The organism is Shinella sp. BE166, assembly GCF_051201095.1.
Taxonomy (GTDB): domain Bacteria; phylum Pseudomonadota; class Alphaproteobacteria; order Rhizobiales; family Rhizobiaceae; genus Shinella; species Shinella lacus.
In genome coordinates, this window is the sequence record NZ_JBPEHL010000011.1 from 215,127 (window position 1) to 239,740 (window position 24,614).

General features: G+C 65.4%; 21 protein-coding genes. 9 read left to right on the plus strand and 12 right to left on the minus strand.

What is annotated here, in order from left to right; all coding sequences use genetic code 11:
* Window positions 1-8 precede the first annotated feature (8 nt).
* The 4 genes from dhaL to J2Y63_RS24390 form a co-directional block, all read right to left on the minus strand.
* Complete coding sequence (gene dhaL / locus J2Y63_RS24375; protein WP_435268201.1) at window positions 9-1,775, minus strand: dihydroxyacetone kinase subunit DhaL; 1,767 nt, start codon at window positions 1,773-1,775, stop codon at window positions 9-11.
* 37 nt (window positions 1,776-1,812) lie between these two features.
* Entirely contained in the window at window positions 1,813-2,790 is a 978-nt protein-coding gene (locus J2Y63_RS24380; protein ID WP_435268202.1) for an ABC transporter permease, read from the minus strand.
* The gene (locus J2Y63_RS24385) at window positions 2,780-4,279 is read right to left on the minus strand and encodes a sugar ABC transporter ATP-binding protein (protein ID WP_435268203.1); all 1,500 of its coding nucleotides are present in this window, start codon (window positions 4,277-4,279) and stop codon (window positions 2,780-2,782) included. The genes J2Y63_RS24380 and J2Y63_RS24385 overlap by 11 nt, the downstream gene beginning before the upstream one ends.
* Before the next feature lie 80 nt (window positions 4,280-4,359).
* The gene (locus tag J2Y63_RS24390; RefSeq protein WP_256119195.1) at window positions 4,360-5,307 is read right to left on the minus strand and encodes a substrate-binding domain-containing protein; all 948 of its coding nucleotides are present in this window, start codon (window positions 5,305-5,307) and stop codon (window positions 4,360-4,362) included.
* Between the two features lie 295 nt (window positions 5,308-5,602).
* Here J2Y63_RS24390 and J2Y63_RS24395 point away from each other — a divergent pair, with 295 nt between their 5' ends.
* From J2Y63_RS24395 to ltnD, 7 genes are all read left to right on the plus strand, one after another.
* Window positions 5,603-6,475, plus strand: a complete 873-nt coding sequence (locus J2Y63_RS24395; RefSeq protein ID WP_435268204.1) for a lipid kinase — start codon at window positions 5,603-5,605, stop codon at window positions 6,473-6,475.
* A gap of 128 nt (window positions 6,476-6,603) precedes the next feature.
* On the plus strand, window positions 6,604-7,335 hold the full coding sequence (locus J2Y63_RS24400; protein WP_435268205.1) for a FadR/GntR family transcriptional regulator: 732 nt from the start codon (window positions 6,604-6,606) through the stop codon (window positions 7,333-7,335).
* An 11-nt stretch (window positions 7,336-7,346) separates the two neighbouring features.
* Window positions 7,347-8,339, plus strand: a complete 993-nt coding sequence (gene denD, locus J2Y63_RS24405) for a D-erythronate dehydrogenase (protein WP_435268206.1) — start codon at window positions 7,347-7,349, stop codon at window positions 8,337-8,339.
* Window position 8,340: 1 nt separating this feature from the next.
* Complete coding sequence (gene otnK / locus J2Y63_RS24410) at window positions 8,341-9,591, plus strand: 3-oxo-tetronate kinase (RefSeq protein ID WP_435268207.1); 1,251 nt, start codon at window positions 8,341-8,343, stop codon at window positions 9,589-9,591.
* Window positions 9,588-10,220 carry a 3-oxo-tetronate 4-phosphate decarboxylase gene (gene otnC / locus J2Y63_RS24415; RefSeq protein WP_435268208.1) on the plus strand — a complete coding sequence of 211 codons (633 nt, stop codon included), beginning with the start codon at window positions 9,588-9,590 and terminating at the stop codon, window positions 10,218-10,220. The genes otnK and otnC overlap by 4 nt, the downstream gene beginning before the upstream one ends.
* A gap of 3 nt (window positions 10,221-10,223) precedes the next feature.
* Complete coding sequence (locus J2Y63_RS24420; protein ID WP_435268209.1) at window positions 10,224-11,000, plus strand: hydroxypyruvate isomerase family protein; 777 nt, start codon at window positions 10,224-10,226, stop codon at window positions 10,998-11,000.
* A gap of 18 nt (window positions 11,001-11,018) precedes the next feature.
* Window positions 11,019-11,924, plus strand: a complete 906-nt coding sequence (ltnD, locus tag J2Y63_RS24425) for an L-threonate dehydrogenase (RefSeq protein ID WP_435268210.1) — start codon at window positions 11,019-11,021, stop codon at window positions 11,922-11,924.
* Between the two features lie 2 nt (window positions 11,925-11,926).
* On the opposite strand, the gene J2Y63_RS24430 is transcribed toward ltnD, so the two are convergent.
* From J2Y63_RS24430 to J2Y63_RS24460, 7 genes are all read right to left on the minus strand, one after another.
* Window positions 11,927-13,096 carry a M20 aminoacylase family protein gene (locus tag J2Y63_RS24430; protein ID WP_435268211.1) on the minus strand — a complete coding sequence of 390 codons (1,170 nt, stop codon included), beginning with the start codon at window positions 13,094-13,096 and terminating at the stop codon, window positions 11,927-11,929.
* A gap of 30 nt (window positions 13,097-13,126) precedes the next feature.
* Window positions 13,127-14,560: an aldehyde dehydrogenase gene (locus J2Y63_RS24435; RefSeq protein ID WP_435268212.1), complete on the minus strand. Its 1,434-nt coding sequence runs from the start codon at window positions 14,558-14,560 to the stop codon at window positions 13,127-13,129.
* 116 nt (window positions 14,561-14,676) lie between these two features.
* A complete protein-coding gene (locus tag J2Y63_RS24440; protein ID WP_435268213.1) occupies window positions 14,677-16,263 on the minus strand; it encodes a GMC family oxidoreductase in 1,587 nt (528 codons plus the stop codon).
* Window positions 16,264-16,296: 33 nt separating this feature from the next.
* Complete coding sequence (locus J2Y63_RS24445) at window positions 16,297-18,129, minus strand: dipeptide ABC transporter ATP-binding protein (protein ID WP_435268214.1); 1,833 nt, start codon at window positions 18,127-18,129, stop codon at window positions 16,297-16,299.
* A complete protein-coding gene (locus J2Y63_RS24450) occupies window positions 18,126-19,040 on the minus strand; it encodes an ABC transporter permease (protein WP_256119187.1) in 915 nt (304 codons plus the stop codon). Before J2Y63_RS24450 ends, J2Y63_RS24445 begins: the two co-directional genes overlap by 4 nt.
* Complete coding sequence (locus J2Y63_RS24455; RefSeq protein WP_130520143.1) at window positions 19,040-20,029, minus strand: ABC transporter permease; 990 nt, start codon at window positions 20,027-20,029, stop codon at window positions 19,040-19,042. Before J2Y63_RS24455 ends, J2Y63_RS24450 begins: the two co-directional genes overlap by 1 nt.
* 98 nt (window positions 20,030-20,127) lie before the next feature.
* Window positions 20,128-21,681, minus strand: coding sequence for an ABC transporter substrate-binding protein (locus J2Y63_RS24460; RefSeq protein ID WP_256119186.1), 1,554 nt, complete (start codon window positions 21,679-21,681; stop codon window positions 20,128-20,130).
* Between the two features lie 354 nt (window positions 21,682-22,035).
* Between J2Y63_RS24460 and J2Y63_RS24465 the strand changes: the two genes are divergently transcribed.
* Window positions 22,036-23,070 carry a helix-turn-helix transcriptional regulator gene (locus J2Y63_RS24465; RefSeq protein ID WP_256119185.1) on the plus strand — a complete coding sequence of 345 codons (1,035 nt, stop codon included), beginning with the start codon at window positions 22,036-22,038 and terminating at the stop codon, window positions 23,068-23,070.
* Between the two features lie 209 nt (window positions 23,071-23,279).
* Window positions 23,280-23,999 carry a YopT-type cysteine protease domain-containing protein gene (locus tag J2Y63_RS24470; protein ID WP_435268215.1) on the plus strand — a complete coding sequence of 240 codons (720 nt, stop codon included), beginning with the start codon at window positions 23,280-23,282 and terminating at the stop codon, window positions 23,997-23,999.
* Between the two features lie 6 nt (window positions 24,000-24,005).
* Here J2Y63_RS24470 and J2Y63_RS24475 read toward each other — a convergent pair.
* Window positions 24,006-24,614, minus strand: a 609-nt coding sequence (locus tag J2Y63_RS24475) for an ornithine cyclodeaminase family protein (RefSeq protein WP_435268216.1), incomplete at its 5' end; no start/stop codon positions are given.

Here is a 24,614-nt window from a genome sequence, read left to right on the forward strand (position 1 = left end):
GTCCTGGATCAGGCGAGCGCCTTCTGGAGCGCGGCCGCCATGGCGCGCAGCGTCACGTAGGTCGAGGCGGCACCGGGGTCGATATGGCCGACGGAACGTTCGCCGAGTTTCGCCGAACGGCCGCGCCGGGATTCGAGCGCCGCCGTCGCCTTCATGCCGGCCTCGCCGCCGTCGCGGGCGGCAACCAGCACGTCCAGCGTCGAGCCGCCATCCTTGGCAACACGAAAGCCCGCCTCGACCGCCGGCACCCAGGCGTCGATCATCGTCTTGTCGCCCTGTTCGGCGCGGCCGCGGTCGCGAATGCCCTGGCAGGCGGCACTCAGCCATTCGGCCATGCCCGCGCCGTCGAGGTTGAGGCGGTGGCTGACGGCCGTGCCGGCGCGCAGGAACGCGGTGGCGTAGAGCGGGCCGGAGGAGGCGCCGACGGCGTCGAGGAAGGCCTTGGCCATGCGCTTGCAGATGCCTTCGATCGTCTCGTCGTCCTGCGTATCTTCCAGCGCGCGCTGCACCGCCTTCCAGCCGATTTCCATCGTCACGCCATGGTCGCCGTCGCCGATCACGCCGTCGAGTTCGGAAAGCCAGTTCTTCTCCGCGATGATTTCGTCGCCGACGGCATGCATCATCGTCTTGAAGATCGCCGGCGTGACGTCGCCTTCGGTCAGCAGTTCACGGGGCTTTTCCTGCACGGCGGCGCCGCTTTCGGCAAATTTCACCGCCTTGCGGCTGCGGATCGCGATGTCGTCGGTCTTCTCGAAGGCGCCGACGACGAGGGCCGGCGTGCGGCAGGGATGGTCGAGCAGCGCCTGCAGGGTATCGTCCAGCTTCATCAGCGTCACCGAGGCGCCGGCCATCTCCAGCGAGGTGGCATATTCGCCGACCCAGGAGGCGTGGATCTCGATGCCAAGAGCATCGAGCCGCTGCTTGACACGACGGAAGATGAGATAGAGCTCGATCTGCGACGTGGCGCCCAGGCCGTTGACGAGAACAGCGACGCGTTCGCCGGCCTTGAGGTCCAGCTCCTTCAGAACCGCCTCCACGAGTTCATCGCTCACCTCGTCCACCGGCGCGAGTTTCTGGCGACGGATGCCGGGCTCGCCGTGCAGGCCCATGCCGATTTCCATCTCGTCGTCGCCGATGGTGAAATTCGGCTTGCCGGTCTGCGGCAGCGAGCAGGGGCTGAGCGCCACGCCCATCGAGCGGGTCGCGTCATTGGCGGCCTGCGCCAGCGCCTCGACGCGCGCCAGCGGCTCGCCGAGATCGGCGGCAGCTCCGGCGATCTTGAAGACGAAGAAGTCGCCGGCAATGCCACGGCGTTCGGATTTGCGCTCGATCGGGGCGGAGGCGACGTCGTCGGCGACCGCAACATGGCGCACGGCGATGCCGGCCTGTTCCAGCTCCTCGGCCGCCATGGTGAAGTTCAGCACGTCGCCCGTATAGTTGCCGTAGAGCATGACGACGCCGACGCCGCCATCGACGGCGCGTGCCGCCTCGACGATGTGCGACGGCGAGGGAGACGCGAAGATGTTTCCGACGGCGGCGGCATCGGCAAGGCCGCGCCCGACATAGCCAGCAAAGGCCGGCTCATGGCCCGAGCCGCCGCCCACGACGATGCCCACCTTGCCATCGCGCGGGCCATCGACGGCGACGACCGCCCGCCCCGTCGCACCCTCGACGCGCAACATGTCCGGATGCGCGCCGACCATGCCTTCGATCATCTCCGCGATGATGTTTTCCGGCGCGTTGATCAGCTTCTTCGTTTTGACTTCCTGGTTCATTCTGCTTTCTTTCGTCAGATCGATGCGGCCGTAGGCTTCAAGCGTCACGGCGGAGATAGCGGCGGGAAACGGCGTCGAAGGAAATGGCGAGCACGACGATCGCACCCGAGACGATGCCCTGCCAATAGGGCGAGACGCCGAAGAGCACGATGATGTTCTCGATGATGGCGATGATGCCCGCACCGAAGATCGCCCCGATCGGGCTGCCGATGCCGCCGGTGGTGGCGACGCCGCCGATAACGGAGGCGGCGATCGGCGCCAGGACCCAGGTCTCGCCGATCGACGGCTGGGCGGTGCCGAGGCGAGCGACCATCAGCACGCCGGCAAGGGCAGCAATGGCGCCGGCGGCGGTGAAGACGAGAAGGCGCACCTTGTCGACCTTGATGCCGAGCATGCGGGCGCCGGCCTGGTTGTTGCCGATCGCATACATGTAGCGGCCGAAGGGCGTCTTCAGCATGACGAAGGTGGCAACGGCTAGCGCCACGAGCATGATGATGAAGGGCACGGGAACGCCGAGAAGGTCGCCGCGGCCGAGATAGTGCACATCCTTCGGAATGCCGGTGATCGCGACGCCGCGCGTCAAAACCAGGTTGGCGCCGCCGAAAATGCCGGCCGTGCCGATGGTGAGCACCAGAGAATGCAGCCGCAGCACCGTCACCAGCAGGCCGTTGACGAGGCCGAGGCAGGCGCCAAGCAGGATCGCCAGCAGCATGGCCGAATAGGGCTCGAAGCCGAGCCGCACCATGAGGATGCCGGAGATGACGCCGCAAAGCCCGCCGACCACGCCGAGCGAGAGGTCGAGTTCGCCCAGCACCATCAGCATGGATTGCGCAATGGTGATGAGGCCGACGAAGGCGAGCCCGCGCGCTATGACCGACAGGTTGTAGGGCGTGAGGAAATAGGGCGAGATCAGCGCGGAAAGCGTGAAGATCACGGCGAGCGCGACGAAGACGCCGACAAGCGGGCTGCGCGACAGGATCGCCCAGGGCCTGGTTTGCGTGGAACTAGTTTGCATGGGCTTTCGCCTCCGTGCCGAAGATGGCGCCTACGAGGGTTTCGTTGCTGGTGTTGGTGGTGTCGAACTCGCCGGTGATGCGGCCGTGATGCATGGTCACGATGCGGCTTGCGCATTTCTTGAGTTCGTCGAGTTCGGATGAGACGAGGATGACGCCGACGCCCTCCTCCGCCAGACCCTTCATGATCCTGTAGATCTCGGTCTTGGTGCGGATGTCGATGCCCTTGGTGGGCTCGTCGAAGATCAGCACGCGCGGCCGTGTCGCCATCGCACGGCCGATGATGGCCTTCTGCTGGTTGCCGCCGGAAAGCTGCGAGATGCGCTTGCCCATGCCGGATGTGCGGATGCCGTAGTCGTCGATGATCTTCTGCACCGCCTCGCGCTCGCGCCCGCCGCTGATGCCGAAGGCACCTTTCGTCAGCGAGAGGATGGAGATGCCGATGTTTTCGCGCAGCGACAGAAGCGGGAAGATGCCGTGGTGCTTGCGCTCTTCCGAGAGGTACAGCATGCCGCCATCGACCGAGGCGGATGTGTCGTTGAGCGTCCACGGCCTGCCGTCGACCGTCACGGTGCCGGCCTTGGCCTTCAGGAAGCCGAAGATCGTCTGCATGACTTCCGAGCGACCGGCGCCGACAAGCCCGGCAAAGCCAAGGATCTCGCCGCGCCGCAATTCGAAATCGACATCGTGGAAGCGCGCGCCGGAAAGGCCGCGCACCTGCATGATCGTGTCGGTGACCGGCCCCTTCGGGCGGAAATGTTCGTCGAAGGAAAGGTCCCGGCCGGACATGGCGCGGATCAGGTCCGCCTCGGCAATGTCGGCGATCCGGCCGCTTTCGATCTTCTCGCCGTTGCGCAGCACCGTGTAGTCGTCGCCGATGGCGAAGACCTCGTCCATCTTGTGGCTGATGAAGACGATGGCGTGGTCGCGGTCGAGCAGGCCGCGGATGACCTTGAAGACGCGGTCCACCTCGACGCGCGTCAGCGACGACGTCGGCTCGTCGAGGATAAGCACCTTCATGGCGGCATTGGTGCAGGCGCGGGCGATCTGCAAGAGCTGCTGGTCAGAAACGGAAATATTGGCGACAAGGTAGCGCGGATCGGCCTCGATGCCGAAGCGTTCCAGATAGGTCCTGGCTTCCTCGACGAGCGCATTGCGATTGACGAGAAGGCCGCCATGCCCCGTCCTGTCGAACGGCATGAAGAGGTTTTCCGCAACGCTCATCTGCGGGAAGAGATTGAGCTCCTGCGGCACATAGGCGACGTTCTTGTAGAGGCTCGCATCCTCCGCCGGATCGCGGCCGTCGATCAGCACCTGGCCGCGGGACGGCCGGTCGGTGCCGGTGAGAATCTTCACGAGGGTGGATTTGCCCGCACCGTTCTCGCCGGCGAGAATGTGCGTGCGGCCGAGTTCGATCGTCAGATCGACCCCATCGAGGGCGGTCACGCCGGGAAAGTCCCGGCCAAGGCCGCGGGTTTCGAGATAAGCCATGGGGCACCTGCGTACAGGAATGAGATGGAAAAGGCGCGGGGGGAGTGCCCCGCACCTCGCGTCAGTCCGGTCGCGCCGGATCAGCCGCCCACATTTTCCTTGGTGAGGAAGGCGTTGCCGGTGTCGAGGTAACCCGGCACCTTGGCGCCCGTCGCCTGCGCCCAGAGCAGCATGACCGACCAGTAGCCCTGGAGCTCCGGCTGCGAGGCGGACGAGCTGTCGGCCACGCCGTCGCGGATCATGTCGAGCATTTCCGGCAGGTTGTCGAGACCGACGAGGGTGACCTGGCCCTGCTTGCCGGCTTCGACGATCGCCTGGCCGATGCCGATCGGGCCGGCGGCGTCGGATGCGACCCAGCCCTTGAGGTTCGGGTTCGCCTGCATGATGGCGGCCGCCTGCTGCTGCGCCGTCTCGATGCTGTCATTGTCGATGCCTTCGGCAACGACCTTGATGCCCGGATGTTCGGCGAAGACCTGGCGGTGGCATTCGGCGCGGATCGAGTGGTTCGGCGCGGTCGGCACGCCCTGCATGATGGCGACTTCGCCCTCACCGCCGAGAACCTCGACGAGGCGGCGGGCCGCGATCTTGGCCTGCTCGCAGAAATCGGAGCCAATATAGGGGATGGCCATGCCTTCCGGCGGGATCGAATCGAAGATCACCAGCGGGATCTTCTGGTTCTGCGCTTCTTCGAGCGAAGCGCGGTTGCCGGACGGATCGAGCAGGTCGAGCGCCAGGCCATCGGGCTGGGTCGCAAGCGCGCTGTCGATGATCTGGTTCTGCTGCACGACGTCGGCGGACTGCGGCGCCGAGTAGATGACCTCGACGTTGGAACCGGTCTGCGCCTTGATCGCGGCCGCGGCGGCCTGCGCGCCCTCGTTTACCTTGTCGAACCACGGATGAACGACCTTCGGCACGACGACGAAGCGGTAGCTGTCCTTCTTGGTCGTTCCCTCGGCGTCCTGGGCCGAAACGGAAAGCGGCAGGGCAAGCGCGGCGGCGCATGCCAGGAGCGTGGCAAGTTTCTTCATGATGACCTCCCTTGGAGCAGGCGAAAATCCCTCCCGCCTGAATGATGGAACAGGGGCTTTGCATGGGGGCTCTCTCCCAAAACCCAAAGCCCACGGCGAATTTGATACAGATGTATTTTCATTTTTACAACAGTAAAATGACGGGCGTGAATGTGCATGCGGCGGAAGCTGCGTATAGCCTGGAGTGCACGGAAGGTGTGGCAGGCAGCCGCTGCATCGCGGGGCGTCGTTGAATGCGGGTGTCGCAATGCGCATATAGGGTGCCCGGGCTGAGCCATCGAAAGACAATGACCGCATGACACCGAAGACCGCTTTGCTTTTGGTCAATCCGAATTCGCGCCGTGGCAGAGAAAGCCTTCCTCAAGTCCGTGACCTGCTGAGCCGTGCGCAGATCGACTATGTCGAACTGCCGCCGGCGGCGGATGTCTCGGCGGCGGATGCCATTCGCGAGCATGCCGCGCGTGTCGATATGGCGATCGTCGGGGGTGGCGATGGCAGCCTCAACGGTGCGGCGCCGGGCTTGCTCGATACCGGGCTGCCGCTTGGCGTGCTGCCGCTCGGCACGGCCAATGATTTTGCGAAGACGGTGGGCATCCCGCTGGACCTGCCGTCCGCCATCGGCGTCATCGCGAAGGGAAACACCACGAAGGTGGATCTCGGCCAGGCCAACCAGCACCCGTTCTTCAACGTCGCCAGCATCGGCTTCAGCGCCGATCTCGCCATGTCGCTGACAGAAAAGGCAAAGAAGCGCTGGGGCAAGCTGGGCTACGGCCTGGTGGCCGCCCGCCTGCTGGCGAGCTCCCGCCTTTTCACCGCGACGCTCGAACATGACGGCCAGGCCGAGGAGCTTAAGACCCTGCAGGTCTCCGTCGGCAACGGGCGCTTCTACGGCGGCGGCATGACCGTGCATGCCGACGCCACGGCGACCGACGGCATGCTCGATTTCTACAGCCTGGAGGTCGACCACTGGTGGCGGCTGCTGCGCCTGCTGCCGAGCCTCAGGAACGGCACGCAGGGCGAATGGGACGATGTGCGCGCCTTCTCGACGAAGGCGCTGACCATTCGCACGAGCAAGCCGCGCGCCGTCAACCTGGACGGCGAGTTGAAGACCACGACGCCCGTCACCTTCGCGATCCTCGAAAAAGCCGTCTCCGTCTTCGTGCCCTGACGCCTCTGAACTGGTCGTGGAAATAGACCACTCGGCATCCTGTCCTTGCACGTTTTTTACACAAGGGAGGTGACAGCTGGCAACAGATAGCTTAACTGGTCTATAAAGCAGTCCAGTCAGAGCAAGCCATGCCAAGCCTCTCGCCCCTCAACGAGACGATCCACAAGCAGACCGCCAAGGAGATGATCCGCGACAAGATCATCTCCATGATCGCGTCGGGAATCCTGCAGCTGGACGACGAGCTTCCGAGCGAGCGCGAGCTTTCCACCATGCTGGCCGTGAGCCGGGAGACCGTTCGCGGCGCGATCCAGCTGCTTGCCGGCGAAGGCGTCGTGCAGGTCTCGCAGGGGGCGCGCACGCGCGTCTGCCGCGTCGACGTGACGGTGCGCACGCAACGCATCGGCGTCACCGATCCCACCTCCATCAACGGCTACAGCCTAGAGGCCGTGCATGCGGCGCGGCTGCTCGTCGAGACCGCGGTGGCGGCGGATGCCACGCGCCATCTCAGCGCGGACGATATCCGCCGCCTCGAGGATTCGATCGCCGCGCAGGAGCAGGCCCTCGACGATCCGGTCCGCTTCCTGATCTGCGACCGCGAGTTCCACCTGACGATCTACTATGCCTCCACCAACCGGCTGCTCGCCGATTTCGTGGTCGATCTCTACACCTACATGCTCGACCATCGGCGCATCGCGATGGGCGAGCCCGGGGCGATCGAGAAGAGCCTAGAAGACCACCGTTTCATCGTGCGGGCGCTGAAGATGCGCAATCCGGAAGCCGTGGCGGCGGCATTTTCCGAGCATATCCTGCGCATTCGCGACACATCGCGCGCCGTCGACGAGCGCGGCCTCACAAACTAGGGAGTTGGCCTATGCATATCCTGATAATCGGCGCGGCGGGCATGGTCGGGCGCAAGCTGGTGAACGCGCTGCTGCGGGCTGGCACGGTGGCCGGCAGCCCGATACGCCGCCTCACCCTTGCCGATATCGTGGCGCCGGAAACGCCCGATTTCGACGGAGAGGTCGAGGCCGTCGCGACCGATCTCGCGCATGACGGCGCCGCGGCCGCCCTTATCGCCTCCCGTCCGGATATCATATTCCACCTGGCCGCCATCGTGTCCGGCGAGGCCGAGGCGGATTTCGAGAAGGGCTACCGCGTCAATCTCGGCGGCACCCATTCGCTGTTCGAAGCCATCCGCCGCGCCGGCCTCGAGAGGCCCTACCGGCCGCGGGTGGTGTTCACCTCCTCGATCGCGGTTTTCGGGGAGCCGCTGCCCGCGGTGATCGGCGACACCCAATGCCTTACCCCGCTGACGAGCTACGGCACCCAGAAGGCGATCGACGAGCTTCTGCTGGCGGATTATTCCCGGAAGGGCTTCTTCGACGGCATCGGCATTCGCCTGCCGACCATCTCGATCCGGCCGGGCAAGCCGAACAAGGCCGCCTCGGGCTTCTTCTCGTCCATCCTGCGCGAGCCGCTGGTCGGGGAGCCGGCCGTCCTGCCCGTCAGCGAAACGGTGCGCCACTGGTTCGCCAGCCCGCGCGCCGCCGTCGGCTTCCTGCTGCATGCGGCTGAACTGGATACCGGGTCGCTCGGCCAGTTGCGCACCATCACCATGCCGGGCCTTTGCGCCACCGTCGGCGACCAGATCGAGGCGCTTCGCCGCGTTGCGGGCGATGGCGCCACGAAACTCATCCGCCGCGAACCGGACGAGACGATCGCCGGCATCATCGCCGGCTGGCCGAAGAGCTTTGACGCAAGCCGCGCCGAAGCCCTCGGCTTCCGAGCCGAGACGTCCTTCGAGGAGATCATCCGCGTGCATATCGAGGACGAGCTGGGAAACCGGGCTCCGGAGCGCGCCTGACATGCTGCTGGGTGCCATTGCAGACGATTTCACCGGCGCGAGCGACCTTGCCAACACGCTGGCAAAGGGCGGCATGTCGACCGTTCAGTTTTCCGGCATCGGCCATGAGGCGGCGGATTGCGAAGCGGGCGTCGTCGCGCTCAAGACGCGCTCCATTCCCGCAGCCGATGCCGTTTCGCAATCGCTTGCGGCGGCGCGCTGGCTGCTGGATCAGGGCTGCGAACAGCTGGTCTTCAAATATTGCTCGACCTTCGATTCCACGCCGCAGGGCAATATCGGCCCCGTCGCCGAAGCCCTGCTCGATCTGCTGGGCGGCGGCACGGCGGTCGTCTGCCCGGCCTTTCCGGGCGCGGGCCGGCGCATCTTCATGGGACATCTCTTCGTCGGCGATCGCCTCCTGTCCGAAACGGGCATGCGGCATCATCCCCTGACGCCGATGACCGATCCCGACATCCGCCGCTGGCTGTCCCTCCAGACCGCCGGCGAGGTGGGCGGCGTCCCGCTCGACACCATCCGCTCCGGCGTCGATGCCGTGAGGGCGGCCTTTGCCCTCAACGCGCAGGCCGGCCGCCGGCTGGTCGTCACGGATGCCATCGACGACGAAGACCTGATGACGATCGGCGCCGCCATCGCCGGGCACAGGCTGGTCACCGGCGGTTCCGGCATCGCGCAGGGCCTGCCGCGCAACTTCCGCGCCCAGGGCAAGCTCTCCGCAACGCCCCGGGACTTGCCGGCCGTGCGCGGGCCGGGCATCGTTTTGTGCGGGTCCTGTTCCACGGCCTCGCAGCAGCAGGTGGCCCTCTACGCGGCAAACCACCCCTCCCTGGCCATAGACCCGTCCGCCCTCATGCGCGGCGAGACGACCGTCGACGGTGTCGCGCGATGGATACGGGCACAAGAAGCGCAAACGCCCATCGTCTATTCCACCGCCGCCGAAGACACGGTTGCAGAGGCGCAAAAGCTTTTCGGCCGCGCGGCGGTCGCGGCGAAGATCGAGGACTTCTTCGCCACCCTCGCCCGCCATCTCGCCGATACGGGAACCCGCCGCATCGTCGTCGGCGGGGGCGAGACCTCCGGCGCCGTCGTCGAGGCGCTCGACCTGACGAGCATGCAGGTGGGCCGCGAGATCGATCCGGGCGTTCCGGTGCTCGTCGGCGAGCGCAACGGCCCGCTCGGACTGGCGCTCAAAAGCGGAAACTTCGGCACGGTGGACTTCTTCGAAAAGGCACTCGGCCGGGTGGGACAGCCATGAACGAAGCAAGCGTGCGCGACACTATCGTCCGATGGGGAAAGTCGCTGTTTGAGCGTGGGCTGACGGCCGGCTCGTCGGGAAACATCTCCGCCCGCGTGGAAAATGGTTTCATCGCCACCCCGACGAATTCCTGCCTCGGCTTCCTCGACCCGGACCGTCTGTCGAAGCTCGATGCGAACGGAACCCACCTTTCCGGCGACCCGCCGACGAAGGAACTGCCCCTGCATTTCGCCTTCTACGAGGGCCGCACCTGCGGCGCCGTGGTCCATCTGCATTCGACCTATGCCACCGCCCTCTCCTGCCTGTCGGATACTGATCCCGAAGACGCCATCCCGGCCATCACGCCCTATGTGGTGATGCGCGTCGGCCGGGTTCCGGTCGTGCCCTATACGCGGCCGGGTTCTGCGGAGGTCAGGCCGCTCATCGCCCGGATCGTCGCCGAGCACAGTGCGGCCCTCCTCGAAAACCACGGGCCGATCGTCTCCGGCACCACGCTCGATGCCGCGGTCTTTGCCATCGAGGAGCTGGAGGAGGCGGCAAGGCTCGCAATTTTGACGCGCGGCCTGCCGGTGAGGCACCTCTCGAAGACCGCCGTCGACGATCTCAACGCCACCTTCAAACTACGGTGAACCATGCCGAAATTTTCCGCCAATCTCGGCTTTCTCTGGCCGGACAGACCCCTGCTCGACCGCATCGACGCCGCCGCCAGGGCCGGCTTTCGCGCGGTGGAGCTGCACTGGCCCTATGACGTGCCCGCCGGCAGCGTGAAGCAGCGCTGCGCCGATCACGGCCTCCACCTTCTCGGCATCAACACGCCGCTCGGCCGCACCGGGGACGGCGATTTCGGGCTGGGCGCCCTGCCCGGCCGCGAGGCGGAGTTCGAGGCGGGCTTTCGGCAATGCCTTGCCTGGGGCGAACTTGCCGGGGCCTCGGCCATCCATGTGATGGCGGGTGTCGTCGCGGCCGGCCAGAAGGCGCAAGGCCGAAGCACGCTTGTCGAAAACCTGCGCAAGGCCGCCGCCCTGGCGCCCGCAATGACGCTCCTGCTGGAAGGCATCAACCAGCGCGACAAACCCGGCTACTTCTATTCCACGATCGCCGAAAAGGCGGACATCATCGCCGAGGTCGGCGCGCCGAATGTCAGGATCATGTTCGACATCTACCATGTCGGCGTTTCCGAGGGGGACATCTTCCGCAAGCTCGAAACCTATCTCCCCCTCATCGGCCATGTGCAGATCGCCGCCGTGCCGAGCCGGGCGGAACCCGACGAGGGAGAGGTCCACTATGCCCATGCCTTCGCCGAACTCGACCGCCTCGGCTACGACGGCTGGGTCGGCTGCGAATACAAGCCGCGCGGCGGCACGGATGACGGGCTCACCTGGACGAAAACGCTGAACGTCACGCTTTGAAACCACAGGAGTTCCGCAATGGATGATCGTCGAAGCGCCGCCGTGATCGGGCTGGGATCAATGGGCGCCGGCATGGCGCGCGCGCTGCATCGCAGCGGCATCCGGACGGCCGGGACGGATGTGAACGCGAAAGCATTGCAGGCGATGGAACGCGACGGCATAGCGACCCATCGCACGCCCGCTGAGGCGGCGGGCATGGCGGATATCGCCATCGTCGTCGTGGTGAATGCGGCGCAGGTGGAGGCCGTGCTGTTCGGCGAAGACGGCGCCGTCCCCGCCATGCAGCCGGGCTCCGTCGTGGTCTGCTGCGCCACCATTGCGCCCGAACGGGCGAAGGGTTTTGCGGCGCGCGCCGGCGAGCACGGCATCCTCTATCTCGACGCCCCGATCAGCGGCGGCGCGGAAAAGGCGGCGGCGGGAAAACTGACGGTGATGGCCTCCGGCCCGCGGCAGGCCTTCGATGCCGCAGCACCCGCACTCAAGGCCATGGCCGAAACCGTCTACGACCTCGGCGCGGATGTCGGCATCGGCTCCTCGTTCAAGATGGTCAACCAGCACCTCGCCGGCATTCACATCGCCGCCGCCTGCGAGGCGATCACCTTCGCCAGGTCGCTCGGCCTCGACATCGCCAAGGTCTTCGAGGTCATCACCAAATCCGCCGGAAACAGCTGGATGTTCGAAAATCGAATCCCGCATGTTCTTGCCGGCGACTACAGCCCGAAAAGCAGCGTTTCGATCTTCACCAAGGATCTCGGCATCGTCTCCGACATGGCCCGGGCCAACAAGTTTCCAGCCTCGATGGCCGGCACGGCGCTGCAACTGTTCCTGATGTGCGAGGCGGTGGGAATGGGGGCGGACGACGACGCCTCCGTCGCAAGGCTCCTCGCCGGCATCTGCAAGCTCGACCTTCCGCCGGAGGCCTGACCTCAGCGCGCGCCCGCGGACGATGAGGCCAGTTCGATCCAGTAGCTGACGCCGGCCGGAATGACCTCGTCGTTGAAATCGTATTTCGGGTGGTGGAGGCCGGCGGTCTTGCCCTGGCCGAGGAAGATGTAGGCGCCGGGCCGCTTTTGCAGCATGAAGGCGAAGTCCTCGCTGCCCATCATCGGCGCCACGTCGCGATCGACATTCTGGGCGCCCGCCGCCGCGGCGGCGGCGGCAAAGGCGATGTCGACATTGGCGTCCGCGTTCACGGTCACCGGGTAGTCGCGCAGATAGTGCAGCCGCGCGGTGGCCCCGAAGGTCCTGGCCGTCAGGTCCACCACCTCGCCGAGCCGCCGCTCCATCAGGTCCTGCACCGCGCCATTCAGCGTGCGCACCGTGCCCTTCAGCAGGGCGACGTTCGGGATCACATTGTCCGTGAAGCCCGCATTGAAGGCGCCGAAGGAGAGGACGGCGCTGTTCAGCGGATCGACATTGCGCGCGACGATCGAGTGGGCGGCGCTGACGATCTGCGCGCCGACGAGAATGGGGTCGATGCAATCATGCGGGCGGGCCGCATGCCCGCCGCGGCCGTCGATCTCGATGCGGAAGCGGTCGGCCGCGGCCATGATGGGGCCGGTGCGCATGCCGAACGTGCCGGCGGCAAGGCCCGGCATGTTGTGCATGCCGTAGACCTGGGTGATGCCGAAGCGTTCCAGCAGGCCGTCCTTCACCATCTCGTTCGCGCCGCCGCCGCCCTCCTCGGCCGGCTGGAAGATCACCGCGACGCTTCCGGCAAAGCGCCGTGTTGCGGCGAGGTATTTCGCGGCCCCCAGCAGCATCGCCGTGTGCCCGTCATGGCCGCAGGCATGCATCAGGCCGGCGGTCTGCGAGGCATAGCTGCAGCCGGTCTCCTCCATGATCGGCATCGCGTCCATGTCGGCCCGAAGGCCGATCACGGGTCCGCCGGCGCCGGCCGAGCCATGGATGAGACCGACGACACCCGTCCGCCCGATGCCGCTCACCACCTCATCGCAGCCGAATTCGGCCAGCTTCTCGGCAACGATGCCGGCCGTGCGGTGCACCTCGTACTGCAATTCCGGATGCTTATGGAAATCATGCCGCCACGCCACGATTTCCTCGAGCATCGGGGCGATGTCCTTGTTGAGCGGCATGGGCGTAACCTCCGGATTTGCGGTTTGCGGTCAGAAACTGATCGTCTTGTGCTCGATGTAGTGGTTGATGCCCTCGGCGCCGAACTCGCGGCCGATGCCGCTCTGCTTGAAGCCGCCGAAGGGCGCCATCAGGTCGGCGGCCGCGCCGTTGATCGACAGGCCGCCGGTGCGCACTTTTCGCGCGATGTCGAGCGCGGCCGGCACGTCGCGGGTCCAGACGGAACCGGCGAGGCCGTATTCGGAATCGCCGGCGATCTCCACCGCCTCGTCGATATCCCGGTAGCGGATGACGCTGACGACCGGGCCGAAGATTTCCTCGCGCGCGATCCGCATGGTGTTCGTCACGCCGGTGAAGACGGTCGGCCGGATGAAGGAGCCGTGGTTGATGCCGTCAGGCATGCCATGGCCGCCGATCGCAACCGAAGCGCCCTCCTCGATGCCGAGCGCGATATAGTCGTCCACCCGCTTGCGCTGGCGCTCGGAGACGAGCGGGCCGATGAAGGTCTGCTCGTCCGACGGATTGCCGACCACCATCTTCGACACCTCGCCCACCAAGGCATCGACGAACTGGTCATGCTGGCCTTCGGAGACCAGGATGCGCGTCTGGGCGACGCAGACCTGGCCGTTGTTGGGGAAGGAGCGGTAGCGCAGCGCGCTGACGGTGCTGTCGATATCGGCATCCGGCAGCACGATCGCCGCTGACTTGCCGCCGAGCTCCAGGCTGAAGCGGGCGAGCCGGTCGCTGGCGATGTGCGCGATGCGCTTGCCGACGGCGCTCGAGCCGGTAAAGCCGATCTTGTCGACGCCCGGATGGCTGACGAGATGTTCGCTGACTTCGCGGTCCGCCACCAGGATGCTGACCACGCCCTCCGGCACGCCGGCGTCGGCAAAGAGTTCGCCGAGGAACTGACCGCTGAGCGCGGTTTCCGGCGCGAGCTTCAGGATGACCGTGCAGCCGGCCAGCAGCGCCGGATAGAGCTTGACGAGTGCCACCTGGTGCGGCGCGTTCCACGGAATGACGGCGGCAACGACGCCGACCGGCGCGCGCATCCAGAGGGTCTTCGCTTCGGGAAAACCATCCCGCGTCGCCTCCCAGGGATATTCTTCCGCCGCCTTGAAATAGGCGAGGCTCTGGTCGCGGATCAGCGTCTGGATCGCCCGCGTGTACCAGAGCGGCGCGCCCATTTCGCGCGAGACGAACTGCGCGAATTCTTCCGCTTTCGCCTCGTAGAGATCGAAGAAACGGCGCAGCACTGCGATGCGTTCCGCCGGCGTCAGGCGGGGCCAGGCGCCCTTGTCGAAGGCGTCGCGGGCCGTGGCCACCGCAAGGTCCACATCCGCCCGCGAGGCCAGCGGCGCCGAGCCGACGAGCGCGCCGTCATAGGGCGAGCGGACCTCGATGCGCTCCGCGCCCAGTGGTTCCTGTCGACGGCCGCCAATGAAGTTTCCAGTGAAATGTACCATGTCGCGCTCAGCCTGTTCGAAGTTATAGGAAGGGTGTCTCGCCCACGCGCAGGCGCAGGCAAGGTGGAGGATTTCGGTGTCCGGACCAGCGCCCGGACTGTGGTGGGGTCAGATTGTCAGGGTTCTATAAGGTCTGAGGCCCTCTCACCGATCATGATCGATGTGGCATTGGTGTTGCCCGCGATGTGGCGCGGGAAGATCGAGGCATCGGCGACCCAGAGGTTGTTGGCGCCGCGGACCTTGAGGTCCGGCGTCAGCACCGCGCGCGCGTCGATGCCCATGCGGCAGGTGCCCACCGGATGCAGGAAGGGCACGGTCGATTTGCGGATATAGGCCTCGTCGGCCGCGGCCCCCGCGCTCGGGTCCGGCACGTCGATGAGGTTCATCACCTGCGAACCGAAGGGCGCCGTCGAGGCGATCTTGCGCACCCAGGCAAGGCCGCGCTTCACGCCGTCGAAATCGTCCGGGTGGTCGAGCAGGCGCGGATAGATGGCGACCGGGGCCAGCGGGTCCTTCGAACGAAGCTCCAGGTGGCCCATGCTCTTCGGGTGGTTGATGTTGACGAGGATGGTGGTGAGCTTGCGGTTCGGAACCGTGTAGCGGCCCTTCTTCTTCACCCAGCCGAAGGGGAAGAGATGGAATTGCAGGTCGGGCTCCTCAAAGGACGGGTCGGATTTCAGGAAGGCGAGCACCTGCGCGGTCGGCACGCTCATGAAGCCCTTGCGCCGGAAAACCCATTCGGCGAGCGTCTTCACGCCGTTGATCGGCGTCGCCAGGCTGTTGGCCGTCGTCACGTTCATCTCGGCCAGCACGTAGAGGCCGGGATGCTCCATGAGGTTGCGCCCGACATCCGGGCTCTCAATGATCGGCTCGATGCCGTGGCGCTTCAGCTGCGCCGGATCGCCGATGCCCGACAGCATCAGGATCTGCGGCGAGTTGATGGAGCCGGCCGACAGCACGACGCCCTTGCGCGCCTTGAAGGTGACGCGCGTTCCGTCCTTGATCGCCCTTATACCGACGGCGCGACGGCCTTCGAAGAGGATGGTCTCGACGATCGTGCCGTCGACGAAGGTGAGGTCCGGATTGCCGAGCTTCGGCTTGATGAAGGCCTCCCAGGCCGAATGCCGCTTGCCTTCGCGCGTCGAGCCCTGGTTCCAGGCGACGCCCTCATGGGAGGCGCCGTTGAGATCTGGGTTGAGCGGCACGCCGGCATTGACGAAACTGTCGAGGAAGGCCTCGGAGACCGGATGTTTCCAGCGCAAGGCCGAGACGCGCTGGGGGCCGAGGCCGCCGCGCAGCGCGTTGTCCTTGTCGTTGTCGGCGGTCTCCATCTTGCGGAAATAGGGCAGCACCGAGTTCCAGCCCCAGCCCTTGTTGCCCATGGCTTCCCAGGCGTCGTAGTCCTTCGCCGCGCCGCGGATGAAGATCATGCCGTTGATGGCCGACGAGCCGCCGGGCACGCGGCCGCGCGGCCACTTCTCCACCAAATTGTCGCGGGTCGGGTCCGGCTCGGTCTGGAAATCCCAGTCGTAGCGCTTGTTGCCGATCGTGTGCACGAGCGCTGCGGGAATATGGGTGAGGTTCAACCTCTCCTTCTTGCCGGCCTCGACCAGCAGCACGGAATTCTTCTTTTCAAGAAGCCGGGCGGTCAGCGGGCAACCGGCGCTGCCCGATCCCACCACGATATAATCAAATTCTTTCAAGGCACTCATTTGCTGTAGACCTCTGGATATCCGTCACGCCGCTTCGACGATTTTCGCCAGGTGACAGGCAGCGAAGGCTTGCCCCTCGCGCGGTGTCAGCACCGGATCGATGGTTGCGCATTTCTCGATCGCGAAGGGACAGCGCGTCCGGAAGCTGCATCCCGGCGGGATGTTGATCGGGTTCGGCGGCTCGCCTTCGAGAAGGTATTTTTCCGGGTCATAGGGACGCGCCTCGATCGACGGCACGGCGCTGAGGAGCGCGCGCGTATAGGGATGGCCGGGATTGAAGAAGGTCGTCTGGTTGTCGGAAAGCTCGACGACGCGGCCGAGATACATCACCGCGACGCGGTTGCAGACCCGCCGCACCATGCCGAGATCGTGCGAAATATAGAGGAGCGTGATGCCGCGCTCGCGCTGCAATTTCTCGAAGAGCGCAAGCAACTTGGTCTGCTCCACCTGGTCGAGCGCGGACAGCGTCTCGTCGAGGATCAGCAGTTCCGGATCGAGCACCATGGCGCGCGCGATGTTCACGCGCTGGCGCTGGCCGGCGCTGAGGCCCACCGGCAGCTTGTCGTGCAGATCGAGCGACAGGCCGATTTCCTGCATGACCTGCTCGACCTTCGGCCGGATCGCGCTGCCCGCCATGCCGTGGATCCTCAGCGGTTCGGCGATCGTGCGGCCGATGGTGAAATGCGGCGGGATGGCGTTGAACGGGTCCTGCAGCAGAAGCTGGAAGCGCTTGCGCAGGTCGAGCTGGCCCTTGGCATTGAGGCGCGCGATATCCTTGCCCTTGAACAGGATCTGCCCGGTATTGGGCAGTTCGAGCAGGCTGAGCAGCCGCGAGAGCGAGGACTTGCCGCAGCCGGATTCGCCGACGATGCCGAGGCTGTCGCCCTTGTGCACATCGAAGGACACGCCGCGCACGGCATGCACATGCTGCTTGCCGAACAGTTTCGTCGGATCCTTGGTGCTGTAGACGCGGCTGATGTCGCGCACGGACAGCACGACCTCGCTGTCGGAAATCTTGTCGGCAATCGAGGCGCCGGTGTTGCGCGTGTCGGCCTCCCAGATTTTCGGCAGGTCCGAGATGAGGTTCGCCGTATAGGGATGTTTTGGCGCGCTGAGCAGGTCCTCGAAAGGCTGGTGTTCCACCACCTGGCCCGCCGACAGGACCAGCACCTCGTCGGCGATATCGTGCAGGGTGCCGAGCGAGGACGAGACGAAGAGGATAGCCGTGTTGAAATCGCGCTGGAGATCCTTCAGCAGGCGCAGGATCTGCGCCGCCACCGTCACGTCGAGCGGCTGGGTAATATTGTCGGCCACCAGCAGGTCCGGCTGGGTGACGAGCGCATCGACGATCATCACGCGCTGCATCATGCCGCCGGAGAACTGGAACGGGAATTCCTGGAAGCGCTGCGCCGCCGAGGGGATCCGCACCGCATCGAGCGTGCGCACGACCCGGCGCGCGGCGTCGGCCGTGCTGATGCCCGGCTCGACGGCTTTCAGCTTCTCCACGATCTGGTGGCCGATCGGGATGGTCGGGTCGAGCGCGCTGCCGGGATCGGAGCCGATATAGGCGATCTTGCGGCCGCGCAGCGCCTGCATCTGCCGCTGCGGCAGCGTGACGAGGTCTTCGCCGCGGTAGAGGATCTTGCCGCCGGTGATTTCCAGCGGCCTGGCGACCCAGTTGATCAGCGCGCGTGACAGCACGGTCTTGCCGGAGCCGCTTTCGCCGATGATGCCGAGCACGCGGTTTTCCTCGATGCTGAGGGAAACGTCCCGGAGCACCGGCCGCCTTGCGCCGGAGCCGAGAAGCAGATCGACGGAGAGGCCCTGGACATCCAGGATTTTCGAGGACGTGTTCATTCGACCCCCTGCAGAATCTTGTTGCGCGAACGTTCCAGTGCGCCACCCATGAAATTGATGCCGCACAGCGAGAGGGCCAGCAGCAGGCCGGGAACGGTGGTGATCCACCAGGCGTTCATGAGGTATTTCGTGCCGTCGGCGATGATCGTGCCGAAGGTGGGCGTCGGCGGCTGCACGCCGATGCCGATGAAGCCGAGCGCGGCCTCGAAGATCATCATCTTCGCCACATCCAGCACGGCGACGAAGGCGATCGGCGGCAGGATGTTCGGCGCGATGTGCACGAGCAGGATCCGGAGGTCCGATGCGCCGAGGATTTTGGCCGCCCGCACATATTCCCGCCGCCGCTCGGACAGCGTGACGCTGCGGGCGACGCGGGCATAGGCCGGCCAGCCGGCGAGGATGAAGACGAGGATGATGGTCAGCGGCGTCGGCCGCGTGACGCCGAGGATGGTGATCGCCAGGATGACCACGGGGATGGACATCTGCGCATCGGTGAGCCGCATCAGCACCAGGCCGACCCATCCGCCGACATAGCCGGCGATCATGCCGATCGCCGAACCGACGATGAACATGCCGATGACGCTGACGACGCCGATGAACAGCGCATTGCGCAGGCCGATCAGCGAGCGCGAGAACAGGTCGCGCCCGAGCTGGTCCGTGCCGAAGAGGTAGGGCATGTTCGCGCCGTCGAGAAGCCCGGGTTCGAGGAACTTCTTGCTGACGTTGAACTGCGTCGGCGACAGGTTGAGAAGATAGGGGCCGATCACCGACAGGAGCAGCAGCCCGAGCACGATGGCGAAGCCGATCTTGAAATCGGCGGTGCGCCATGCCTTTGCGAAGAGGCTGGTGCCGGGGCCGCGCTTTCTTGCGACGGCCGTTCCGGCGGGATCGATATCCGTTCCGATAGCCATCAGTACTGCAGCCTTCTGTCAATGGTGGTGGCGGCGAAGTCGACGAGGATGTTGACGACGACGAGAACCACGCAGGCGAGGATGGAAATCGCCTGGATGATCGGGAAATCGCGCTGGAACACCGCGTTGATCATCAGGAGGCCCACGCCCGGGAAGTTGAACACGTATTCGATGAGGAACAGGCTGCCGAGCAGCACGCCGACGGCCTGGATGCCGAGCGTGTTGAGAAGCGGGATCAGCGAATTGCGGAAGACGTGGAAGACGATCATGCGCGACCGTGACAGCCCGCGGATCTGGCCGACCGAGACATAGGCCTCCATCAGGTTGCCGCTGACCGACACCGCGATCGAGCGGATGAAGACCGGCGCCAGTTCGACCGCCAGCACGATCGCCGGCAGGATGGCGTAGCTGAAACCCTTGTAGCCGATCGCCGGCAGCCAGCCTGCCTTCGCCGAGACGAGGAAGATCAGCACCAGCGCCAGCCAGATATTGGGCAGCGAGACGAAGATCGAGCTCAAATAGAGCGCGAATCGATCCGGCCACTTGCCCGACCGCAGCCCCGCATAGATGCCGATCGGCACGGCCAGCGCCAGCGCGAAGACGAAGGCGAGGCCGGCGAGCAGCAGGCTGTAGGGCACTGCCGTCGCGATGAGCCCGATGACCGACGCGCGGTTGGCGGCGTTGAACGTATCGGCGGCGCGGGTGCCGCCGGTGCTGGCGCCCTGGGCGCTGCGCACGAACGAGCGCCCGAAATCGCCCTGGGCGATCTGCCCGACATAGCGGCCGAACTGCACGAGCACCGGGTCGCGCAGCCCCATTTCCTTGGCCGTCTGTTCTGCGACCGATGGCGACACCATCGGCCCCAGCATGATGCGCACGGGGTCTCCCGGCACCACCCTCAACAAGGTGAAGATGAGCAGTGCCACGAGGAGAACGATGATGAGACCCTGCGCTATTCTTCGCATGAAGAAATCGAGAGCAAAGAGCATGTAGGGTACCCCGCGATGCCGTTACAGTCTGCCGGCGGACCTTTTGTTTCTGCCGCATTATCCGACGCCGAAGCGATGCCGCTTCGGCTGGAAATGCTTTAGACCAGGTCCGCCTTGCTGAGATCGATCGGACCGTTCGGGAAGTAATAGGCACCCTGAAGACCCTTCGCCGCGCCGTGGAAGTTGACGGCGGAAAACAGCGAGAAGCTCGGCGATTTCTGCGCCATCAGCGGGAAGACCTTTTCCTGAAGGATCTTGAGGCGCTCTTCCGGCGTCGCGGCACCCCGCTCCTCGTCGAGCACGGCGTCGATCTCCGGATCGTTGACGCCGGTAATCAGCGCCGCCTTCGAATGCCAGTTGGGGCGCAGCACCAGGTCCGGCTCCGGCGAACCGGTCATCCAGCCCACGTCGCACATATGGCCCTGGCCCTGGCCGTCGGCGGCGCGGTAGATCGCCTGTTCCCAGGCGGCGGGTTCCAGCACCGTCAGCTGCACGTTGAAGCCCTGCTCGGCCATCATGGCGGTGATGATCTCGCCATATTCCTTGGTCTTCGGGTAGAAGCCGATCGAGGTAATATATTCGAGCGGCGGCAGGCCCTCGCCGTTCGGGAAGCCGGCTTCCGCCAAAAGGCGCTGGCATTCCTCCGGGTCGTATTTCGGATAGGTCTCGATGTCCTTGAAGCCGAACTTCATCGGCGAGATGAAGCAGCTCGTCGCCGAGGCGGCGTCGCCCATCAGCATGAGGATCTGCTCGCGGTCGATCGCATGGCAGGCGGCAAGCCGGATGCGCGGATCGTCGAAGGGCGCCTTGTTGCAGCGGAAGTGCAGGTACTTGTTCTCGGTGGAGAGGCCGCGATGCCCGACGATGGCGTCGTTGCCGGCGAGCGTGGCATATTGCTCGGGCTCCAGGCGCTCGGCGATCTGGTATTCGCCGTTCATCAGGCCGAGCAGGCGGGTATTGGCATCCGGCACATAGGCATAGACGATCTCGTCGATCTTCGGCCGGCCGCCATAATAGGCGTCATTGGCCGCCAGCATGCTGCGATCGCCGACCGTCTCGACATATTTGAAGGCATTGGTGCCGTTCGGGCGCTTTTGCAGGGTCGCGGGATCGGCGACGTCCTTGGCCGACAGGATCGGCAGGAAGCTGGAGATGAACCAGTAGGCCGAGGCCGGATAGCCGTATTTGGCGGTGCTGAGGCGCACGGTCAGGCGGTCCACGACCTCGACATCGACGCGGCCCGGATAGAAGGAGGCGGCCGGCCGTTCCGGGTTGGAGGCATATTCCATCGTCGCCTTGACGTCCTCGGCGCCGAAGTCCTTGCCGTCATGGAACTTCACGCCGTCGCGCAGCTTGAATTCCAGCGTGTTGGCGTCGATGAGCTGCCAGCTCACCGCGAGATCCGGCTCCAGCTCGGGAACCTTGCCCTCTTCCATCTGGCAGCGTGTCAGGTGGCTGAACACGAACTTTTCGAAGTTGGACTGGCCGAGCGTCGTGTGCGAGGTCGGGTCCCAGTTCCCGGTCACCGGACCCATCGAGGCGAGGACCACGGTCTTCTTCGCCTGCGCTGCGGCAGGCCCGGCAATCGAGGCAAGGCCCGCCACCGCAACGGCAGCACCCGCACTCGCAAGCAGTTCGCGACGTGTAATCATGGATAGGTTCCCTTTATCGTTGACCTGCCGGAGGAGAGCGGCGGCTTTCCCGACCCCCGTCCCCTTCCAATTGCAGCAACGTTAGCAGCCGCACGGCACTCCCGGCTTGACACCGCGTACGTCTTTTTTGTCGCAACGGCAGGATTGCAGCAACGGATTTGTGCAGGGCAGCAACCGGCGGTCGTGCCGTTGCACCAGCGCGGCAACCCGCCAACCGTCTTTTGTCACCGCGTGCGGCAAAAGGCCTTGCGATTCGGCCGGGCACCGGCAATCATGATGAAAACATGACGAACGGGCTGCGCGAGGCGCCCGACGTCAAACCTCCCGAAGTGCCAATGCGTCGAAGGGTTACGAATGGAACGCGTTATCGATCTGTCATCGCGTATCGACTATGAGATGCTTTTCGATCGGAAAACGGCGCAAATCTACTATGGCGTCGAGCCGGAGCCTGCCGGACGCTATTATGACGACGACCGCGGGATGGTGGTGCGCACCCATGTCGACGGCGGCCCGTTCCGCCAGGACCTGATCCAGTTCGAGCCGGACGTGCTCGCCTTTGCCGGCTTCGGCAGCCCGTTTCCGCTGCCCAATGTGCGCCACCACGTCCAGACCGTCGGCGACGAGGACTGGATCCACTTCACCCTCTGTCTGGATTCCGCCATCTGCGAAAACGTGCTCGGGCAGGAAGTGGTCGAGCAGGAGCGCTACGAGTGCACGATCACGCGCTATCCGGCGAAATCGGTGATCGACCGCATGTCGCGGCTCGACGGGCAATACAAGATCGCCTGTCTCTGGTTCAAGCCGGAGGCCTTGCTGAGAATGCTCGAAACGACGGAATCGCGCATTCCCGACGAGCTGTTCTGGCTGAAGGCGGGGCGCGTGGACCGGGTCTATTACGCCTCGATACCGCTGACGACGCAGATGTACCATGCGGTCAACGACGTGCTGGCCTGCAATTTTTCCGGCGGCGTGCGCCGCGCCTTCGTGCGCTCCAAATATCTGGAACTCCTGTCGACGATCTATCAGTCGCTGGTCGACCAGGCCAACCAGAAACGCTCGTTCTGCGGCGACGGCGACCATCGCAAGGTCGAGGCGGTGGCGAGCTACCTGACGTCGAACCCCGCCTCGAAGGATTCGCTCGCCGATATCGCGCGGCGCGTCGGCATGAACCGCACCAAGCTCGTCACCACCTTCAAGGAGGTCTACGGCACCTCCGTCGAGGCCTATTGGCGCGACTGGCGCCTGCAGAAGGCGCGCGACCTGCTCGTCAACCGCCAGATGTCGGTCAGCGAGGTCGCCCAGCAGGTCGGCTATTCCGAAATCTCCGCCTTCACCCGCGCTTTCAGCAAACAGTTCGGCATCGCGCCGAAGAAATACCAGATGAAGTGAGGCCCTGGCGGAGGCGTTGAACGCCGCTGCCCCGCCCTCCCCGATCGTCCCCCCAAGCCGCCGGGAAGAACCTGGTTACCATCGCAAGCAGGTTTTCGCACCGCTGCCCTCAGCGCTCATTGTGCTGCGGGAGCGCGTATGCAACCATTCGCGCGAAGCGTGCAGAAGCACCGCTATTTGGGAACTCAACGGCAACGGGGGAACTGAACATGGGTAAGAGCCCGACCAGTGACGCGCTTGATGCATTCGCCAAGACCGTGGGCGGCTTCAGGGCCTACGATTTCAGCCAGGCCACCGCCTTCAAGGTCATCGAGACGGACGATCCCAGCCAGGGCAAGATGTACAAGATGGTCTTGCGAAACGGCCAGCCGATGGGTGGCGTCTGCATGACCATGTGCGCCTTCTGGGTGGTGTTCCATGCCATGCAGGACAAGAAGGGCGGCAGCGCCTTCACCAAGGGACGGTCCGTCTGGGACTACCTGTTCAACGACGGCGGGCTGAACACGGGTGCGGCCACCAACATCGTCGTCGAACATCACCAGTCGTCCGGCAACCAGCTCATCTATTTCGACAACTTCATGAAGAAGTTCGGCGTGGAATTGCGCAACAAGTCCATATCGGGCGGGCAGCTCCCCAACGTCTACATGCCGTTGACGGCCGGCACCACGGACCAGGCTGCCGCCCTGATCACCTCGGTCAACGGCTACAAGATGATCAGCCTGAAAAAGACCAATTCGGGCGCCGGCGGCGGGCATGCCGTCAGCGCCTGGTACGACGGCTCCGATGCGCTGTTCATGGATCCCAACTACGGCGAATTCTGGTTTCCCTCGAAAGCTGCCTTGACCACCTGGTTCAAGTTCTTCTGGGCCAAGACCTATTCCAAGAGCTACAAGAGCCTTCGTCCCCGCACTTATGTCGCAGCCGCCTGAGGCGCTTCAGGTCGATGCCTGTTTCAGGGCTTGAAGAGCCGCGCGGACGATGGCGATATCCTGCGTCGCGACGCCCGTAAGGTCGGCGATCGTGATCTGCGTGTCGGCGGTCCGCCCCGGCTGCGACCCGTTGAGGATGGCGCCGAGCTCCGGGCATGCGGACGGGTCGAGCAGGCCGGCCGCGACCGCCGTCGCGATCTCGCCGTGGTCGGCGCATTGTGCGCGGTGATCGACCGCGATCACCGCGGCACGCGACAGGAGGTCGAGGTGCAGTTCCTGCTTGCCGGGGGCGTCGGCGCCGAGCGCGGTGATATGGGTGCCGGGCCGGATCCAGTCGGCCATGACGATCGGCGCGGCCGATGGCGTCGTGGTGACGATCGCATCCGCCGTTGCGCACAGCGCCGCAAGATCCGGCTCCGCCGCGACGGAGAAGCCTTCGGCCGCCATCTCGCGGGCGAAGGTCGCCGCCCTGGCGCCGTCGCGGCCCCAGTTTCGGAAGGTCAGCGGATGCTGCGCGATAGCGGACAGCGCCCTGATCTGCTGGCGGGCCTGCGTGCCCGATCCGACGATCGCGATGGACCGGCTGTCCCGCCGGCAGAGCGCCAGCGTCGCGAT

What these genes read in the sequence shown, in the direction of transcription:
- J2Y63_RS24380 (WP_435268202.1), bottom strand. Translation starts at nt 2,790, where the DNA reads ATGCAAACTAGTTCCACGCAAACCAGGCCCTGGGCGATCCTGTCGCGC.
- denD (WP_435268206.1), top strand. Translation starts at nt 7,347, where the DNA reads ATGCATATCCTGATAATCGGCGCGGCGGGCATGGTCGGGCGCAAGCTG.
- J2Y63_RS24420 (WP_435268209.1), top strand. Translation starts at nt 10,224, where the DNA reads ATGCCGAAATTTTCCGCCAATCTCGGCTTTCTCTGGCCGGACAGACCC.
- otnK (WP_435268207.1), top strand. Translation starts at nt 8,341, where the DNA reads ATGCTGCTGGGTGCCATTGCAGACGATTTCACCGGCGCGAGCGACCTT.
- J2Y63_RS24390 (WP_256119195.1), bottom strand. Translation starts at nt 5,307, where the DNA reads ATGAAGAAACTTGCCACGCTCCTGGCATGCGCCGCCGCGCTTGCCCTG.
- J2Y63_RS24435 (WP_435268212.1), bottom strand. Translation starts at nt 14,560, where the DNA reads ATGGTACATTTCACTGGAAACTTCATTGGCGGCCGTCGACAGGAACCA.
- J2Y63_RS24465 (WP_256119185.1), top strand. Translation starts at nt 22,036, where the DNA reads ATGGAACGCGTTATCGATCTGTCATCGCGTATCGACTATGAGATGCTT.
- J2Y63_RS24400 (WP_435268205.1), top strand. Translation starts at nt 6,604, where the DNA reads ATGCCAAGCCTCTCGCCCCTCAACGAGACGATCCACAAGCAGACCGCC.
- J2Y63_RS24385 (WP_435268203.1), bottom strand. Translation starts at nt 4,279, where the DNA reads ATGGCTTATCTCGAAACCCGCGGCCTTGGCCGGGACTTTCCCGGCGTG.
- dhaL (WP_435268201.1), bottom strand. Translation starts at nt 1,775, where the DNA reads ATGAACCAGGAAGTCAAAACGAAGAAGCTGATCAACGCGCCGGAAAAC.
- J2Y63_RS24395 (WP_435268204.1), top strand. Translation starts at nt 5,603, where the DNA reads ATGACACCGAAGACCGCTTTGCTTTTGGTCAATCCGAATTCGCGCCGT.
- J2Y63_RS24430 (WP_435268211.1), bottom strand. Translation starts at nt 13,096, where the DNA reads ATGCCGCTCAACAAGGACATCGCCCCGATGCTCGAGGAAATCGTGGCG.
- J2Y63_RS24460 (WP_256119186.1), bottom strand. Translation starts at nt 21,681, where the DNA reads ATGATTACACGTCGCGAACTGCTTGCGAGTGCGGGTGCTGCCGTTGCG.
- ltnD (WP_435268210.1), top strand. Translation starts at nt 11,019, where the DNA reads ATGGATGATCGTCGAAGCGCCGCCGTGATCGGGCTGGGATCAATGGGC.
- otnC (WP_435268208.1), top strand. Translation starts at nt 9,588, where the DNA reads ATGAACGAAGCAAGCGTGCGCGACACTATCGTCCGATGGGGAAAGTCG.
- J2Y63_RS24445 (WP_435268214.1), bottom strand. Translation starts at nt 18,129, where the DNA reads ATGAACACGTCCTCGAAAATCCTGGATGTCCAGGGCCTCTCCGTCGAT.
- J2Y63_RS24455 (WP_130520143.1), bottom strand. Translation starts at nt 20,029, where the DNA reads ATGCTCTTTGCTCTCGATTTCTTCATGCGAAGAATAGCGCAGGGTCTC.
- J2Y63_RS24450 (WP_256119187.1), bottom strand. Translation starts at nt 19,040, where the DNA reads ATGGCTATCGGAACGGATATCGATCCCGCCGGAACGGCCGTCGCAAGA.
- J2Y63_RS24470 (WP_435268215.1), top strand. Translation starts at nt 23,280, where the DNA reads ATGGGTAAGAGCCCGACCAGTGACGCGCTTGATGCATTCGCCAAGACC.